Annotated in this window: 15 protein-coding genes; 13 read left to right on the forward strand and 2 right to left on the reverse strand. The window is 57.2% G+C overall.

All coding sequences use genetic code 11. The annotated features are described in order from the left end of the window. Positions 1-23: 23 nt before the first annotated feature. The 12 genes from DWU98_RS13035 (at position 24) to DWU98_RS13090 (ending at position 12,040) form a co-directional block, all read left to right on the forward strand. Positions 24-863 carry an alpha/beta fold hydrolase gene (locus DWU98_RS13035; RefSeq protein WP_230474845.1) on the forward strand — a complete coding sequence of 280 codons (840 nt, stop codon included), beginning with the start codon at positions 24-26 and terminating at the stop codon, positions 861-863. 48 nt (positions 864-911) lie between these two features. Then, entirely contained in the window at positions 912-1,565 is a 654-nt protein-coding gene (locus tag DWU98_RS13040) for a hydrolase (protein WP_115495998.1), read from the forward strand. A gap of 59 nt (positions 1,566-1,624) precedes the next feature. Then, on the forward strand, positions 1,625-1,903 hold the full coding sequence (locus DWU98_RS13045) for a XapX domain-containing protein (protein WP_115495999.1): 279 nt from the start codon (positions 1,625-1,627) through the stop codon (positions 1,901-1,903). Further along, complete coding sequence (locus DWU98_RS13050) at positions 1,900-3,774, forward strand: amidohydrolase (RefSeq protein ID WP_115496000.1); 1,875 nt, start codon at positions 1,900-1,902, stop codon at positions 3,772-3,774. Before DWU98_RS13045 ends, DWU98_RS13050 begins: the two co-directional genes overlap by 4 nt. Positions 3,775-3,776: 2 nt before the next feature. Continuing rightward, positions 3,777-4,226, forward strand: a complete 450-nt coding sequence (locus DWU98_RS13055; protein WP_115496001.1) for a DoxX family protein — start codon at positions 3,777-3,779, stop codon at positions 4,224-4,226. 64 nt (positions 4,227-4,290) lie between these two features. After that, positions 4,291-5,211, forward strand: a complete 921-nt coding sequence (locus DWU98_RS13060; protein WP_115496002.1) for a glyoxalase — start codon at positions 4,291-4,293, stop codon at positions 5,209-5,211. Between the two features lie 67 nt (positions 5,212-5,278). Then, positions 5,279-5,773 carry an ester cyclase gene (locus DWU98_RS13065; protein WP_158545052.1) on the forward strand — a complete coding sequence of 165 codons (495 nt, stop codon included), beginning with the start codon at positions 5,279-5,281 and terminating at the stop codon, positions 5,771-5,773. A gap of 8 nt (positions 5,774-5,781) precedes the next feature. Then, the gene (locus tag DWU98_RS13070; RefSeq protein ID WP_115496004.1) at positions 5,782-7,185 is read left to right on the forward strand and encodes an alginate export family protein; all 1,404 of its coding nucleotides are present in this window, start codon (positions 5,782-5,784) and stop codon (positions 7,183-7,185) included. A 33-nt stretch (positions 7,186-7,218) separates the two neighbouring features. Further along, a complete protein-coding gene (locus tag DWU98_RS13075) occupies positions 7,219-8,637 on the forward strand; it encodes an efflux transporter outer membrane subunit (RefSeq protein WP_115496050.1) in 1,419 nt (472 codons plus the stop codon). A gap of 61 nt (positions 8,638-8,698) precedes the next feature. Beyond that, on the forward strand, positions 8,699-9,328 hold the full coding sequence (locus DWU98_RS13080) for a hydrolase (RefSeq protein WP_115496005.1): 630 nt from the start codon (positions 8,699-8,701) through the stop codon (positions 9,326-9,328). A 4-nt stretch (positions 9,329-9,332) separates the two neighbouring features. Beyond that, complete coding sequence (locus DWU98_RS13085) at positions 9,333-10,937, forward strand: MFS transporter (RefSeq protein ID WP_115496006.1); 1,605 nt, start codon at positions 9,333-9,335, stop codon at positions 10,935-10,937. 104 nt (positions 10,938-11,041) lie between these two features. After that, on the forward strand, positions 11,042-12,040 hold the full coding sequence (locus DWU98_RS13090) for an HlyD family secretion protein (RefSeq protein ID WP_158545053.1): 999 nt from the start codon (positions 11,042-11,044) through the stop codon (positions 12,038-12,040). A gap of 84 nt (positions 12,041-12,124) precedes the next feature. On the opposite strand, the gene DWU98_RS13095 is transcribed toward DWU98_RS13090, so the two are convergent. Next, positions 12,125-12,904: an alpha/beta hydrolase gene (locus DWU98_RS13095; protein ID WP_115496008.1), complete on the reverse strand. Its 780-nt coding sequence runs from the start codon at positions 12,902-12,904 to the stop codon at positions 12,125-12,127. A gap of 57 nt (positions 12,905-12,961) precedes the next feature. On the opposite strand from DWU98_RS13095, the gene DWU98_RS13100 reads away from it, so the two are divergent. Further along, positions 12,962-13,942: an AraC family transcriptional regulator gene (locus DWU98_RS13100; protein WP_115496009.1), complete on the forward strand. Its 981-nt coding sequence runs from the start codon at positions 12,962-12,964 to the stop codon at positions 13,940-13,942. On the opposite strand, the gene DWU98_RS13105 is transcribed toward DWU98_RS13100, so the two are convergent. After that, a complete protein-coding gene (locus tag DWU98_RS13105) occupies positions 13,939-16,254 on the reverse strand; it encodes a CoA transferase (RefSeq protein ID WP_115496010.1) in 2,316 nt (771 codons plus the stop codon). The two genes, DWU98_RS13100 and DWU98_RS13105, sit on opposite strands and share 4 nt — an antisense overlap. Positions 16,255-16,332 lie beyond the last annotated feature (78 nt).

The following is a 16,332-nucleotide window of genomic DNA, read 5'->3' on the forward strand; positions in this document are numbered from 1 at the left end:
CTGATCAAGTTGGGAGTTCACCCATGAGCAGCTTCGTCCGGACCAAAGATGGCGCCGAAATCTTTTATAAAGATTGGGGCCCGAAGAACGCTCAGCCCATCGTGTTCCATCACGGTTGGCCGCTATCGTCCGATGACTGGGACACGCAGATGTTGTTCTTTGTCGCCCAGGGTTATCGCGTGGTGGCTCATGATCGACGCGGTCATGGCCGGTCCTCGCAAATTGCGACGGGCCACGACATGGACCATTACGCATCCGATGCGTCGGACGTCGCCGAACATCTCGATTTAAAAAATGCCATCCACATCGGTCACTCCACCGGTGGTGGTGAGGTCGCTCGCTATGTTGCGAAATACGGTGAACCTCAAGGGCGTGTCGCGAAGATGGTGCTCATCGCCGCGGTTCCACCGCTTATGCTCAAGACCGCCAATAACCCTGACGGCACACCGCTCGCTGTCTTCGATAGTTTTCGCGCAGCACTCGCTGCCAATCGCGCTCAATTTTTCCTTGATGTTCCGACTGGCCCGTTTTATGGCTTCAACCGGCCCGGTGCAAAAGTTTCCCAAGGCATCATCGAAAATTGGTGGCGTCAGGGCATGATGGGCAGTGCGCTCGCACACTATGAAGGCATCAAAGCTTTCTCTGAAACGGATCAAACCGAAGATCTGAAAGCGATTACGGTGCCGACCCTCGTTATGCAGGGAGACGATGACCAAGTTGTTCCTTACAAAGACGCCTCGGTGCTACAGGCGAAACTGCTTAAGAACGCCAAGCTGAAAATTTATCCAGGCTTCCCACACGGATTGATGACGACGCATGCGGACGTCATCAATGCGGATCTGCTCGCTTTCATCAAAGGCTAATTGGCCGCTTTCCCACATCGACCTTCCCCCTGTTTATGAGATGCCGCCATGACTATCACTGCTAAAGCTACACCGGGTTCACAGCTGCTGACGCCTAAGGATCACGCGCTCATTTTGATCGATTACCAGTCGCAGATGTCGTTTGCGACGCACTCCATTGACGCCATCACCTTGCGCAATAACGCAGGATTGATCTCGCGGGCCGCGGCGAGCTTCAAGGTGCCGGCGATTCTTACCACGGTTGCCGAAAAGAGTTTCTCGGGGCCTATGTTTCACGAGATCACCGATGCCTTCCAGGGGCAAGCGTTGCTGGACCGCACGTCGATGAACACGTGGGAAGACGAGGCCGTTATCAAACAGGTCAATGCAATTGGTAAGAAACGTTTGGTGTTGGGTGGGCTGTGGACTTCCGTGTGTATTGTAGGTCCAACCTTGTCTGCGATTGAGCAGGGCTTTGAAGTCTATGTGGTTGCCGATGCATGCGGTGATGTCTCCGCGGAGGCGCACAACCGCGCGATGGATCGTATGGTCCAAGCCGGTGCACGTCCGATGACGTCGTTGCAATACCTGCTTGAACTCCAGCGCGACTGGGCCCGCACGGAGACCTATGAAAGCACCACTGGCATCGCGAAGATCTACGGCGGAAGCTATGGCCTGGGTTTGATTTACGCCAAGACCATGTTCCACGCTCAGGGCGGTTGATGCGATCGTCAATGTCGATCCCTACATTGCCGAGGCTTGATCGTTCCTAAGGAGTTTGCATGAAGCCGTATTTGCTTTCGCTCGCTGCAGGCCTCCTGGTGGGAGTGATTTACAGCTTAGTTCATGTGCGATCGCCGGCGCCACCTGTGGTGGCGCTGGTCGGCTTGCTCGGTATTTTGATCGGTGAACAAATCCCACCGCTCGTCAAACAAGTCATGAGCAAACCGACAACCACATCAGCGTGGATGGGGCAGCAGGTCAAGCCCCACGTGTTCGGTGAACTTCCGTGCGGCAAGCTTCCTAATGCGCCGCCTAACGAGACGCAGGAAAAATCATGAGCGCTCCGTCCTCCTCTCCCCAACTCGTGCTTTGTGGTGGACGTTTCACCACACTTGATAAGTCCAATCCCACGGCCACTGCGGTTGCCATCGCAGATGGCCGATTTGTTGCGGTGGGTCGCGACAGTGACATCCTTCCAAACGCAAAAGGTGCACGGGTTATCGACCTCAAAGGGCGCTCGGCCCTGCCTGGCTTGATCGATAACCATCTTCACATCATTCGCGGCGGTTTGAACTTCAATATGGAGCTTCGCTGGGATGGTGTGCGCTCGCTGGCCGACGCTATGGAGATGTTGCGCCGCCAAGTCGCCATCACGCCTTCACCGCAATGGGTGCGCGTGGTCGGCGGTTTTACCGAACACCAGTTCGCCGAAAAGCGACTGCCGACCATTGCTGAATTGAATGCGGCTGCACCCGACACACCGGTCTTCCTGTTGCACCTTTACGATCGCGCCATTCTTAACGCAGCGGCGCTACGCGCAGTGGGTTACACCAAGGAAACGCCGGAGCCGCCCGGTGGCCAAATCGAGCGTGACAGTGCCGGCAATCCGACCGGATTGCTTTTGGCCAAACCGAATGCGGCGATCTTGTATGCGACGCTCGCCAAGGGACCCAAACTTCCGTTCGACTACCAGCTCAATTCGACGCGTCACTTCATGCGTGACTTGAATCGTTTGGGCGTGACGGGCGCGATTGATGCCGGCGGCGGATTTCAGAATTACCCGGAAGATTACGAAGTCATCCGTCGTCTTTCAGACGACGGTCATTTGACGATCCGACTGGCCTACAACCTCTTTACACAGAAACCCAAAGGCGAGAAGGAAGACTTTCTCCATTGGACGAAGACGTCGAAATATAAGCAAGGTGACGATTATTTCCGTCACAACGGTGCCGGCGAGATGCTGGTTTTCTCAGCCGCGGACTTTGAAGATTTCCGCCAACCGCGCCCCGACATGCCGCCATCGATGGAAGGGGACCTGGAAGATGTGGTGCGCATCCTCGCCGAGAACCGCTGGCCATGGCGATTGCACGCCACTTACGATGAGACGATCAATCGCGCACTCAATGTGTTTGAACGGGTCAATCGCGATATCCCTCTCAAAGGATTGAATTGGTTCTTCGATCACGCGGAAACGATCTCCGAACGTTCCATGGATCGTATCGCTGCGTTGGGTGGCGGTATCGCTGTGCAACATCGCATGGCGTATCAAGGCGAGTATTTTGTCGAACGCTATGGAGCAGCCGCGGCCGCGGCCACACCGCCGGTTGCGCGCATGCTGGACAAGGGCGTGCATGTTTCTGCTGGCACGGATGCAACGCGTGTGGCGTCTTACAACCCATGGGTGTCGTTGTCGTGGCTGGTGACCGGTCGCACCGTCGGCGGCCTGCGCATCTATCCACAAAGCAATTGTCTGGATCGCGAAACCGCGTTGCGCATGTGGACCCACTATGTCACATGGTTCTCCAATGAGGAGGGTAATAAGGGGCAAATCAAAGTGGGGCAGTTGGCCGATTTGATTGTTCCGAGCTGCGACTACTTTGCATGTTCCGAGAACGAAATCGCCGACATTACCTCGGATCTCACGATCGTCGGTGGCAAGGTGGTGTATGGCGCCAACGGCTTTCGCGAGTTCGATGAGACATCGGTGCCCCCGGCCATGCCCGAATGGTCGCCGGTCCGCACGTATGGTGGCTATGGTGCGTGGAAGGAATTTCAGCCGGCGGCGATGCAGGCGCATGCGTGCGACTGCGGAGGGTGCTCCATGCACGGACACGAGCATGCAAAGGCCTGGGGCGCCAATCTTCCCATTTCCGAATCGGACCTCAAGTCGTTTTGGGGTGCGCTCGGTTGCTCGTGCTGGGCGGTATAGCGATGGCGACTGCAGCGAAGCCTGCTATTCATGACGATACGCCTGCACTGATTGTGCGGATCCTTGAAGCGCGCTTTACGGTTTACCTGGCGCGCTTGTGCCTGACGTTGCCCTTCTGGTGGAGTGGCATCGACAAGCTTTTTCATCCGCATGCGGCACTCACTGAAATCCAAGGTCTCGGTCTACCTCCGTCATGGATTTTGTATGGGCTTCTGCTGATCACACAGCTGGGTGGATCGCTTGCCATCATCTTTAACCGCTTTGCATGGTTGGGTGCGGGCGCATTGGGTGTGTTTACAGCGGTCGTCACCTATATGGCCCATGCGTTTTGGACATTGCAAGGACCAGCACGCTTTGCCGAAATGAACGATTTTCTTGAGCACATCTCGTTGATTGCAGGCATGGTGTTTGCGGCGTTACATTGCCATGAGGTGAAAGCTCACGATCGATAACCGTCTTCAATCCTCCCGCGTTTCTTTTGTCCGCGTTGTTTGATTTCGATCCAAGGAGCTTGGCATGCGCACCTTCTTGTCATTAAAACTTTCCGCCTTGCTGTTCACCTTCACAGTGGGCGGTCTTTTCTTCCTACCCGCAGCCACCGTGGCCGCTCAGGATCCAGCTGCAGCTGGCTTTTCCGTTGGGCCGCAATACGATACGACCCATGTCTACGTGGCACCGGGAGACTTCAATCGCTTTGTGAGCAGTCTTCAAGCGACGTTCGGTGGCACGACGTCCAAACAGGGCGTGTTTACCGTAACGCCGACACCTAGCAAAACGATGTCGCAACTTGTGCTGACGCCCGCAGGCACCTTGTCGGTCTTCGGTTTTAAGACGCCTGTTCCATGGCCCTTTGGCGCAGAGCGCACGGGATATCTGGTGACCGATATGGATGCAGCGGTTGCGGCGGCGCGCACCGCGGGTGCGAACGTTGTGGTCAGCACCTTTCCCGATCCTATCGGCCGAGATGCGGTGATCCAATGGCCCGGTGGCGTCAACATGCAGCTTTATTGGCACACCACAGCACCCAACTACAAACCGCTGCAGACCGTTCCGGAAAATCGTGTTTACGTGTCCCCGGATGCAGCGGACGCCTTCGTGCATAGCTTCGTCACGTTCTCGCATGGCAAAGTCGTTTCGGATGACGCGCATGCTTCGGGCGCAGAGATTGGTCGCCCCTCAGATACGTTTCGTCGCATTCGTATCGAGTCCGGCTACGGCAAGATCGTCGTGCTCGTCACCGATGGGCACCTGCCATTTCCCTACGGTCATGAGATGACCGGATATGAAGTAGCGGATCTTGCTAGCACGCTGGCAAAGGGCAAGGCCGCAGGCGTGCAGGTGTTGACGGGTCCTTACACTGCAGATGGGCGAAACGCGGCGTTGGTTCAATTCCCCGGCGGCTATATCGCGGAAATTCACGCCAGCGCAAAACCATAAACAACGATGCGCAGTCCTATCGCGTATGACTGCGCTTTATCGATGTCATGCCATCAGGAGATCGGTCGTGAGCAAAGGTGTCGTCACGCTCGTTGCATCGCTATTGTCCATGCCGGTGATGGCGGCGGGTTCCGTTGCCACCCACGCAGACGTCGATCATTGGGCACAAACGTGGAACAGCCACGACATCAACAAAGTGATGGCGATGTTCTCGCCGGATGTCGCCATCGATCAGCCCGAAAACCCGAAGCCTTTGGATTACGCGGGCACGCGTGCGTTCTTTGGCATGATCTTTCGCGCGTATCCGAACTTCCACGTCGATGTGAAGCAAGCCGTTGTGGACGGTTCAACGGCGGTATCCATTGAGCGTGTGACGGGCACATGGTCTGGGCCATTTATCGACCCGTCGACAGGGAAGGTGACACCTGGGAACGGGCGCACCTTCGACCATCCCGGAGTTATGGTTATCCAATACGGTCCAGATCACAAAATCACGCATGTCGCCATCTACTGGGATCAGCTGACAGTCGATCGGCAGCTCGGCATCGCGCCAAAGGTCTAAGGAAACTCATGTGGGCACGCTGCGGGTTAGTGTTGATCCTTGTAGGCGTCACCGCGGGCCGGAGCTACGCCCAAACGACGGATGACACCCCCGTTCCCGTTCGCCCCACTATTGATTTTTATCGATGGCAGGAAGACTGGTCGGTGCTCGCGGATCCACGCGTTCCGCGCGAGTTCGGGGACGCTCTCAAATACATTCCGTTTTCCAAGAATGATCCGAAGCGTTACTTGTCATTCGGTGTCACGCTGCGCGAGCGCTTTGTCAGCATCGACCCTGCGCTTTTTGGCACGGTCGGTGGCAAACGCCAGGACTATCTGCTGCATCGTCTGGAAGTGCACGCAGATGCTCACATTACCGACAACACACGAATATTTGTTCAAATTGAAAATGCGCTAGCGCCTTGGCTGCAAAATCCCTCGCCCGTGGATGCCAATAAGCTGGATCTGCGGCTTGCCTTTTTTGATTGGCACAAGAAGCTGGGACAGGGTGAGTTGAAGGTGCGGGCAGGTCGTCAGGAGATTGCGTTTGACCTGCAACGTTTCGTTTCCGTTCGTGATGGTCCGAATGTTCGCCAGGCGTATGACGCAGTGTGGGCGGATTACGAGACGGGGCTGTGGCGAGTTACGGGTTTCGCCAGCCAACCGGTTCAATATCGCAATCAAACCGATTGGGACGATTACAGCAATCGTCATTTGACGTTTAGCGGCGTGCGCGCGCAACGGCGTATGACGGCCGATAGTCAACTCAGTGTGAGTTTCTCGGATTTCAGGCAAGACAACGTCAACTTTCTGGCCGCATCGGGGAACGAAGAACGGCAGAGCGTGGATGTCCACTATTTCGGCAACATCAAGGTCTTCGATTGGGATATCGAGGGAATGAAGCAGGGAGGTAGCATCGGCAGTAAGAATGTGGACGCGTGGGCGTTTGGTTCGTTGAGCGGTTTTACGCTTACCGATGTGGCCTGGACGCCTCGGTTTGGCTTGCAGCTGGACGCGGCCTCGGGCACGCATAATTTGAGCGGCAATACCGTCGGCACGTTTAACCCACTGTTTCCAAACGGCTATTACGTGACATTGTCCGGTTACACCGGTTATACCAATTTCATCCACTTCAAGCCTTCGCTCACAGTATCGCCATTTGATAAGGTGAAGGTGATTGCCTCCTTTGGGATGCTGTGGCGCGAAACGACGAGCGACGCGATTTATGCCCAGCCTGACATTCCCGTCCCCGGCACTGCGGGTGAGCCTGGCAAGCACAGCACCAATTACGGGCAGTTGCAGGTGAACTGGAACGCTACGCGTAGTCTGGCGTTCGCGCTCGAAGTGGATCGCTATTTTGTGGCGCCCGCACTTCGCCGCGCGGGCGGGCAGGATTCGGATTACTTGGGTGTCGAATTGCGCTGGGGTTGGTGACGGATGACCACGGGTGTGACGCGATCGCTATGGATGCCGCTGCGAAAGCCGATCGCGCTCTCGTTGACGTTGCTGGTAGTGGGCTGCGTTGACGTTGGGCCGGACTACAAGACGCCTGATCTCAACTTGAAACGCATTTCAAATGCGACGAGTGCATCGGCGAATGCGTCTGCACCGTTGCCACTGGATGCCTGGTGGCGAGGTTTTCACGATCCTGAGCTGGATCGCATCGTGGATCGGGTGCGTCATCAAAATCTGGATCTTGCGGCTGCCTTGGCGCGCGTATCGCAAGCTCAGGCCGCCGCCCAAGCCGCGGGTGCGAAGCGTCTTCCCTCGGGAGAACTTGGGCTCTCCGCAGATGCTGAGCGTCAGTCCCTGCGCAGTCCCATCGGCGAGCTGGCCAGCGTCCAGCCCGGTTATCAACGCAACGACGTGCTTTACGACGAAGGGATCGGCGCCAGTTGGGAAGCGGATTTGTTCGGCGGATTGCGTCGCGGTGAAGAGGCGGCCACCGCCGAAGCACAAGCGGCCGAAGCCAATCACCTGGGCACACGCATATCGGTCACCGCCGATGCGGTGGATGCGTATGTGCAAATTCGCGGCAATCAAGAGCGGCTTCGGATTGCACAGCGTCAGATCGATGTGGATACCCACCTGTTGTATTTGATCCAACAGCGCAATCAATACGGCGCATCGTCTGATCGTGAACTGGATCGAACGAAGGCGTTGGTCGATCAAGCCAAGGCGACCGTGCCGCCTTTGCAGATCGCATTGCAAGCACAGCTCAATCGCTTGGACGTGTTGATGGGGGCTCAACCAGGCACGTATGCCGCTGAACTCCAAACCGGTAGCCCGATCCCGAGCATTCCGACGGTCAATGTCAGTGTGCAGCCTGAGCAACTGCTGCGAAACCGACCGGACATCGTGGCCGCTGAGCGCCATTTGACCGCGTCGAACGCGCGCATCGGTGTCGCAATCTCCGACTATTACCCGCACATTTCTTTGGGGGCGTTGCTCGGTTTCGAAAGCTTAGGCTCGGACGAACTCATCTCTGCGGCGTCGTTTCAGCCGCAGTTGCTGGCAGGCTTGCGTTGGCGATTGTTCGACTTCGGACGTGTGGATGCCGAAGTCAACGACGCGAAAGGCGCTTATGCCGAAGCGCTGGCACGTTACCGCCAGACTGCGTTGCGCGCGACCGAAGAAGTCGAAGATGCCCTTACCGCGCAGGCGCAATACGCCACGCAATCGGACGAACTCAACGCTGAAACGGTCTCGCTGCAGCGAGCGAATGCATCCAGCGAGCGCGCTTACGAAGCCGGTTCCATTTCACTGACCGATGTGTTGGATACCGAACGGCAGTTGCTCGCCGCACAAGATGATGCCGTGAACGCGCAAGTGAACGCGTTACGTTCGGCCATCTTTTTTTACAGGGCCATGGGGGGTGAAGAATGACGCCCTGAACGGCTAGGGCGTCATTGGGTGAGTTTCATCCGTTTATTACGAGGAGATACCGATGTCCAACACAATATCTTTGCTCACTCCAGCGGACTGCGCGCTGCTCTTAATTGACCAGCAAGCGGGCCTGGCTTTCGGCGTCGGATCTTCGGATCGCCAGGTGCTCCTGGACAACAGTGTTGCGGTCGCGCGCACTGCAGATGTATTCAAGGTGCCGATTGTGGCCTTTACCTCGGCGAGCAAGGTGTATAGCGGACCGATGATGCCCGCGATCCAACACGTCATTCCCAACGTCAAATCCATTGAACGGCGCAACATGAATGCGTGGGAGGACGATGCATCGCGCCAGGCGGTCATCGCAACGGGTCGCAAGCGGCTCCTGATTTCCGGGTTATTGACCGAAGCCTGTGTATCGTTCTGTGCGTTGTCCGCCAAGGCCGATGGCTTTGATGTCTGGGTGATCGGCGATGCATGCGGCGGGTTGACCCCCACTAGTCACGACTTGGCGCTGCGTCGTATGGAAGCGGCGGGCATCACCCTCACATCGTGGATCCAGGTGCTGCTCGAACTCCAACGCGATTGGACGCGTCACGATACCTACGATGGCGCACGTGGCATTGTTGAATCACATGCCGGTGGTTACGGCATTGGCTTGGCCTATTCGCGCGACATGATCCATCCGACGTGATCGCATGACCGAGATCTCCGCCAACGTCACCCATCCCTCTGCGCAAAGCGCTCGGCGTCCGCTTTCATTGTCGGACGCCAAAATGCTGCTCTTTGGGCTGGGCTTGGCGACGGCGGTTGAGTTCTACACCTTTGATGGCGTGAACTTGGTCTTGCCGGATATGGCCGGGTCTTTCGGCATCTCACGTGATCAGGCCAGTTGGATTCTCACGACTTACAGTTCGACGATGTTCTTCGGGGTGCCGTTGTCCATTTGGTTGGCTGCGCATTTGCGCCATCGCCGCTACATCATTGGTTCCGTCGTCCTGTTTGCGATCGCCTCCGTTGGGAGCTCATTGAGCTCGACGTTCGAAACCCTGTTGTTTTGGCGCGCCATCGAAGGCTTCGCGGGTTCAGGGCTCACCATGTGGTGGCGAGCTAGCATTTATATGCTGGTAGATCGCCAGCATCGAAGCGCCTCACTCATGCGTGTGTCGGTGATGCTTTACCTGGCCACGACGGTCGGGCTGCTTTATGCCGGTTTTATAACCGACCACGTCTCGTGGCGTCTGATTTTCCTTCCGAACGTGCTTTTTGCCATTGCTGCGATTGTGGTTTTGCGACGCCATTACCCAGACGTGCCGCCCTCGTCGGATTCGCGCGTGGTCAATGTCGATAAGTTGGGCATCACTCTCATTGGCATTGCGGTTATTGCGTTGCAGGTGATGTTGAGCCGTGGCGAGATCGATGGTTGGTTTGAATCGCCCGCCATCCATTGGTTGGCGTGGATCGCGGTGGTCGCACTCTTGCTTTTCATCTGTTGGGAGACCAGTGAGCACAATCGGCATCCGCTCTTGCGTTTGCATCTGATCCGCACGCGTCCGGTGCTCTCGGCGACATTCTTGGGAATTTTTGCAGGCACCATTTTGTCGGGTAGTTTGTATGCACTGCCCGAATACCTTCGCGGGGTGGATCCCAACCGATTGAGCGCGAGCGATGCCGGTCGCCTCATGTGTGTCTACGCACTCACGGCGGCTGCGATCCGACCGTTTGTCGTCACCGGAATTGCCAAGTTCGGCCAACGAAAAACGATCGCGTTTGCGTTCACCATGCTGGTGCTGTCAATGCTGGTGTTTGCACGTCTGATCACTTCGGGCACGCCGGAGATTTACTACGCGGTTCCCTTGGTGATGTATGCCTTTTGTCTGGCCCCGATGTTATCGAGCATTGGCAGCGGCACGGTGGGCAAGGTTGAGGCGGAAAGTCAGCTCGATGCCGTGTCCATCTACATGACGTTCCGCCAGCTTGGCACGTCGTTGGGTGTAACCGTGGTGTCTATCGTGCTTCATCAACGCGAGACGCTGCATTCATCACGGCTCTATGAGCACCTTCATGCCACGCATGGGCCTTTGGTGGCGTGGGTGGATCGTGTTGCGGGGCAAATCATTGGGCGAGGTGGCACGTCGCCGATTGACGCCAAGGCGATGGCCGTGAAGATATTAAGCGAAGTCGGTGCAACGCAAGCGTCCACACTTGCCTACGCCGACGTGTTTTATTTCATGGCGGCCATTGGTGTGGCCGCGTTGTGCGTGGTGCCTCTGATGCCACCCTCTCCGGTAGCGAAGAAATGAGCGATCAAGTCAATCCGCCTGCGGGTCAGCCTACGGCACCTCAGGCGCCCAAGCCCGCACCAGTATCCGCATCCCCTTCGATCACGAAGCGCCAGGGCATCTTCGTGCTGATCATCGTTCTGCTCATCATCGCGCTCTGTATTTACATTCCCCGGATTTTTATCGTGTCAACGGATGATGCTTACGTTGAGGCCGACACGGTGACGGTGGTTCCCAAGGTGCCCGCCTATGTCACCGCACTGCACGTCAGCGACAACACGGCTTTTTTAAAGGGGCAGCTGCTTGTGGAGCTGGATCCGCGCGACTACCAAGTCGCCGTCTACAACGCAGCGGCCGATTTGGCGTCCGCCAGGGCGTTCAAATTGAATTTGGCAGCGCAGATCGGCGAACAGCACCATCAGGTGGCGGCAGCTCAGGCGGCGCTGGATGGCGACCACGCAACACTGACGTTTGCGAATGAGCAATTGATTCGATACCGCGCCCTCTCGCAAAGCGGTTCGGATACGAAGGAGCGGCTGCAGCTGGCTACCTCAGACGTTGGGCAGCGGCGTGCAACGGTGGAACACGACACCGCCGCACTCGCCGCGGCTAAGGCGCACGTCACAGTCTTGGAGAGCCAAGTGGTTCAGGCGGATGCCGCCATCGCGGCCAAGCAGGCCGCGTTGGATCAAGCACGGCTCAATCTCTCCTACACGCGCATCTACGCGACTGCAGATGGCACGGTCGCCAATCGCAGCGTGCAAGTCGGCAATTATGTGCAGCCGGGTCAGAGTCTTTTTTCGGCGGTGCCCAGGGAAGTCTTTGTCATCGCCAACGTCAAGGAGACGCAGCTTGGGCGCATTCGGCCCGGACAAGCTGCCGTCGTTCGCGTTGATGCGTTGCCGGGGGTCGTGTTCCATGGACATGTGGATAGCATCCAGCGTGGCACGGGTTCGAACTTCGCGTTGCTGCCTCCTGAAAATGCAACCGGCAATTTCGTGAAGGTTGTGCAGCGCGTTCCAGTCAAGATTGTGCTAAACCCGGCTCGTGGAATCGCAGCACTGTCGCCAGGGATGTCGGTGATCGCACGTGTGGTCGTTCACAAGCCACCTTTCGGACAGTAAGCGATCGTTAACTAATCACACAGAAACAGGGCGTCTCGGCGTGAAGCGATTGAAGGCTACGTCGTATCAGTAGCCCAGGGGGCGTTAACGCGCGTTGACCAATACCCACTGCAAGATGGCTTGCGCAATCTCCTCGCTGCCTTTTTCGGCAATGAGCCAGTGGCTGCGATTCTCAAACTCCAAGATGTCTGTGCGGCTGGGTGCGCGCTTATGTTTGCCATACATCGCCCGCACCATGGACGGCGTGCTGGTTTTGTCTTTCGTTGCAGCAATCAGCAAGAGTGGCGGGCGTGCAGGATTTTTGAATTTAACGCCATTGCCAATCCCCAAAGCCGCTTGGAAGTAAATGCGACCGGGTGCAGGAACGATGTGCTGATCGTAAGCCGGTCGCATCTGTGGCTCTGGCAACGTATTGGCAAACGTCGTCGCGAAGCTCTTAAACGACATCGTGAGGATGCGCGTCCATCCCAGCCAAGCACTGAGCACGGGAAGGGCAGAACGGATTGCGGTGAGGCTGGGAAGCACTCCGCGCGGAGGGCCCGCATCTACCGCAACGCCTGCCGCGCCTAAGCCTCGATCCAGCAGCATTTGGACAATCAGTCCCCCAAAAGAGTGACCGATCAGGATGGGGGGTTCTGGTAACTTGCGAATGATCTGATCGTAGTGATCAACCAATGCTTTGATCGTCAGTTTGGCGGCACGCGGGTCTGGATTGCGGCGCAATTCCGCGACGGATTTATCCATGAATGGCCATGGTGGAACGATCACCTCAGTCTGGCCGTTTTGCTCGAAATAGGTGCGAAAGGCAGACCAGCTCGCGGTCGTGACCCATGCGCCATGGATCAACAGGATCGGCTTAGGCATTGCAACTGCTCCACGTTGAGATTGACTTCATCGTATTGAGACGCCTCCAGAGTTCGTATGACGGAAAAACGCGATTTCTTTGCAGATACACCGGTGCCGCTTGATCAGGCCCACGATCCGTTTGCGATTGACAACGATCCGTTTTCGGATGTGCTGGAACTGATCCGTATTCGTGGCAACACGGTCTTTACGTGTGCGTTGTCGGCGCCTTTCTCCGTGAGCTTCCCCCAGGGGCGTCACTACCTGCACATCATTCGAAGCGGTGCCGTCACGATTAGCGCAAGTGGTGGTCATACACCGGTCCACGCCGAACAAGGCGACTTGGTCATGCTGCGTGGAAATGGCCACACTGTCTCGGACGGTTCAGGCGTGCGGTCCGTGCATGTCATGGACCTTGCGCGTGAGCACTACGATCGCGAGCGTCTGACCCTGGGTCAGGGTGACGTGACTTGGATGTGTGGTGATTTTGGATTTGACGGCGTGCTCGCATCCCGATTGCTGTCGGTGCTCCCGCCCGTGACCGTCGTGAAAGGGTTGCGAGATCGACCGTTTGAGTGGCTAGAACTCAGTTGTCATTTCATCCTGGACGAAGCGCTTCATCCTCGTCCTGGCGGGGCGGCCATGATTTCACGGCTCTTGGATGTGATCTTCGTGCAGTTTTTGCGCACGTGGGCTGCAGATGGCGAAGTTGGACGCGGATGGTTATCCAGCGCGCTGGATCCCCGTATTGGTCATGTCATGGCCGCGATGCATGCCGCACCTGAAAAACCGTGGAGCGTTGTGGAGTTGGCCGAGCGCGCCAATCTTTCGCGCTCGGCCTTTTCAGAGCGATTCTTGCGCGTCGTTGGACAGACCCCGCTGAATTACCTGGGCACATGGCGGATGGATCGTGCCGCTGAATTCTTGCGTTACGGACGCGCATCAGTCGGAGAAATTGCCGAGCGCGTGGGCTACGCATCCGAAGCGGCGTTCAGTCGTGCATTCAAAGGACGCTACGGCGTGTCTCCGACGCAGTGGCGAAAAATTGGGTCGCCCTAATTGCGCACTGCGTGATGCTCCAGATGCATCCAGTCTGTTTCACCCACCGCACCCTCTGCCTTCATGCGATGGATATCGCGTTGGCTATACCCCAATTTCGCCAGGATGGTCTCTGCGTCCGCTCCCGGTCGGCCTGGCTTGAAGGGTGCAGGTAACGGTGCGCCGTCAAATTGGAACCACGTGGGCACCAGCAACGTTGTCTGTAAACCTTGCCTCGTGGTGGAACGAAATCGAATCGTCGCACTGGGCTTTGCCAGAAATATCGTCCGCAATTCAGCGATGGATCGCACGGGCACGGCGCGGGCGCCACTGTATTTTGCAAACGCGATGGCTTCTTGCACATTTAATTCGTTGGTGTCGGGAATAGCCCCTTCATCGACTTCGATGAAGACCCACCCATCACGCACTTGTCGGAGGGTCGCTCGATCATGCGGGCCGGTCGCCCTCGGTCCCGTTGCAGAAGGTGCTGGCGGTTGCCATTGAAAAGGCATCTGGATCAGCGCTGCGCCGGCGGCCAACGACGTCTCGGCCCAATCCCCGCGTTGTTCGCCACGTCGCTCGCGCGCTTGCAATGCGGCCAATGCAGCGAACGCGCCCAAATAACCGGTGAGGTAATCCACGCACGATGCGATGCCATGAAGCAGTGGCAAGTTGGAGGTGCCAAATCGGCTCATGATTCCGGTGATGGCTTGCAGTAGCGGGTCGTAACCGGGGCGATCATCCCATTCGCTGGGTTGCTCACCTTTGAACGCACTGATTTGCACCACCACCGCACGTGGGTTAAGCGAAGCCACGACCTCACGCGTCAGTCCTAAGCGCCGAACACCTTCGTCGGTTTCATTCATCACCACGATGTCTGCGCAGGTGATCAGTTGGTGGAGCACTTCGCGTCCGGATGGCGTCTTTGCATCCAACAAAATGCTGTCCTTGCCTTGATTTGCTTCGGCGCCCCAGCCCACCGTAACGACGGGTTGATGGTCGGGGCGCGTGGTGTCCACCTTCGTGACGCGCGCACCTAATTCGGCGAGGAGACGTCCACATGCTGGACCCGCGATGACATTGGCAAGGTCCAGCACGGCATAGCCGTCCAATGGCTTGCCGATCCCCACCAGTTCAAGCGCGCTTCGCTCAAGACGGCTATTAAAGTAGGGTGCAACGTCCGTTCGGTTGGGCGCGTTCAAGGGTGGGTAGGGGCGTGCAGAATCGAGAAACACCGAGCGCCCAATTTGAGGCGCAGTGAGATGGAGGGGTGTGGTCACCAACGCACTCGCGCGCGCCCAGTCCGATGCCATCCATTCCGAAAACGTGTTGACGGTTCCGAAAGGAACATGCGCCTTCGCAAAGGCGCATTCCCAATCGTCAGCGGTTCGCGTCGCGAACGTTTCGGTCATCCATTGTGCTAACTGCACATTCAAATCGTTTCGGATGGCTTGTGGCAACGCCAGGTTGTGATCGGCGTATTCGACGTTTGACGGGTCATAAGGCGTGACATTGAGGAAGCCAGCGTCTTCGGCACGATCTTCGAGGTTCAACACGGCCAGCATGGCCTGAGCCAGGCGTCGATTGACCGTCGTGACGGGCATGACCAACTTGCCGTCGGAGGTCCGATAACAACCTGCGGTTGGGTTGAGTTCGTTGAGCAACCGAAGCATGCCATCTTCGGTTTTTCGCGCATCGGGAAGCGCGGCAATGATCTCTGGAGGGAGGCCCAATAGTTGGGGTGGCACCAAGTGGGATTTGAGACCATCGAGCTTCATGGCCAACACACCAATGGCCGAAAGCCCTGCTGCCAGACGAGGGACAACGATCGCGGTGCCCACCCCCGCTTTCTGTCGGTGAACCAGCGCTGCAGAAACCGCACAAGCGCCAAGCACAGCGGCATAAATCGAGCACAAGGGAAGAGGCGTGTAGGTGACAACGGGGCCCAAAAGTCGGCTGGTAATGCCCAGGTCGGTATAAAAACCAAGCAATGCATTCAGAAGGTCATCGCTGGCGTTGTCTGGCACATCAATGTCGTGTTCGCCGGGTGCGACGGCCGTGAACCCCAGCGTAATTTGATTGAGATGAAGCGACGGAAGTCGATCTCCATCGATGATGACGATATCGGCATCGACCAATTTTTCAAGCGCTGCGACTGGCAACAATGTCTTGCCACGATCTAAGTATTCATCGATGCCTTCGTGTGCATTTGCGGGATAGTCGGAGGCGTAGACCTCCGCACCTTGGTCGGCGAGGAGAAGCCCTGCAAGGCGACCGGCGAGGGTGGTGCTTTGCTGTTGCACGCGCAAATGCGCGAAAGGAGATTGACTCATGGGAGCTCTGCGAAGGGATCGTCCTGATACGATTTCAGCGTATCGTCCCAATCAGCCGGCTCCCATGCTCAGGACGCC

The organism is Dyella monticola (assembly GCF_003363155.1).
GTDB classification, from domain to species: Bacteria; Pseudomonadota; Gammaproteobacteria; order Xanthomonadales; family Rhodanobacteraceae; genus Dyella_B; species Dyella_B monticola.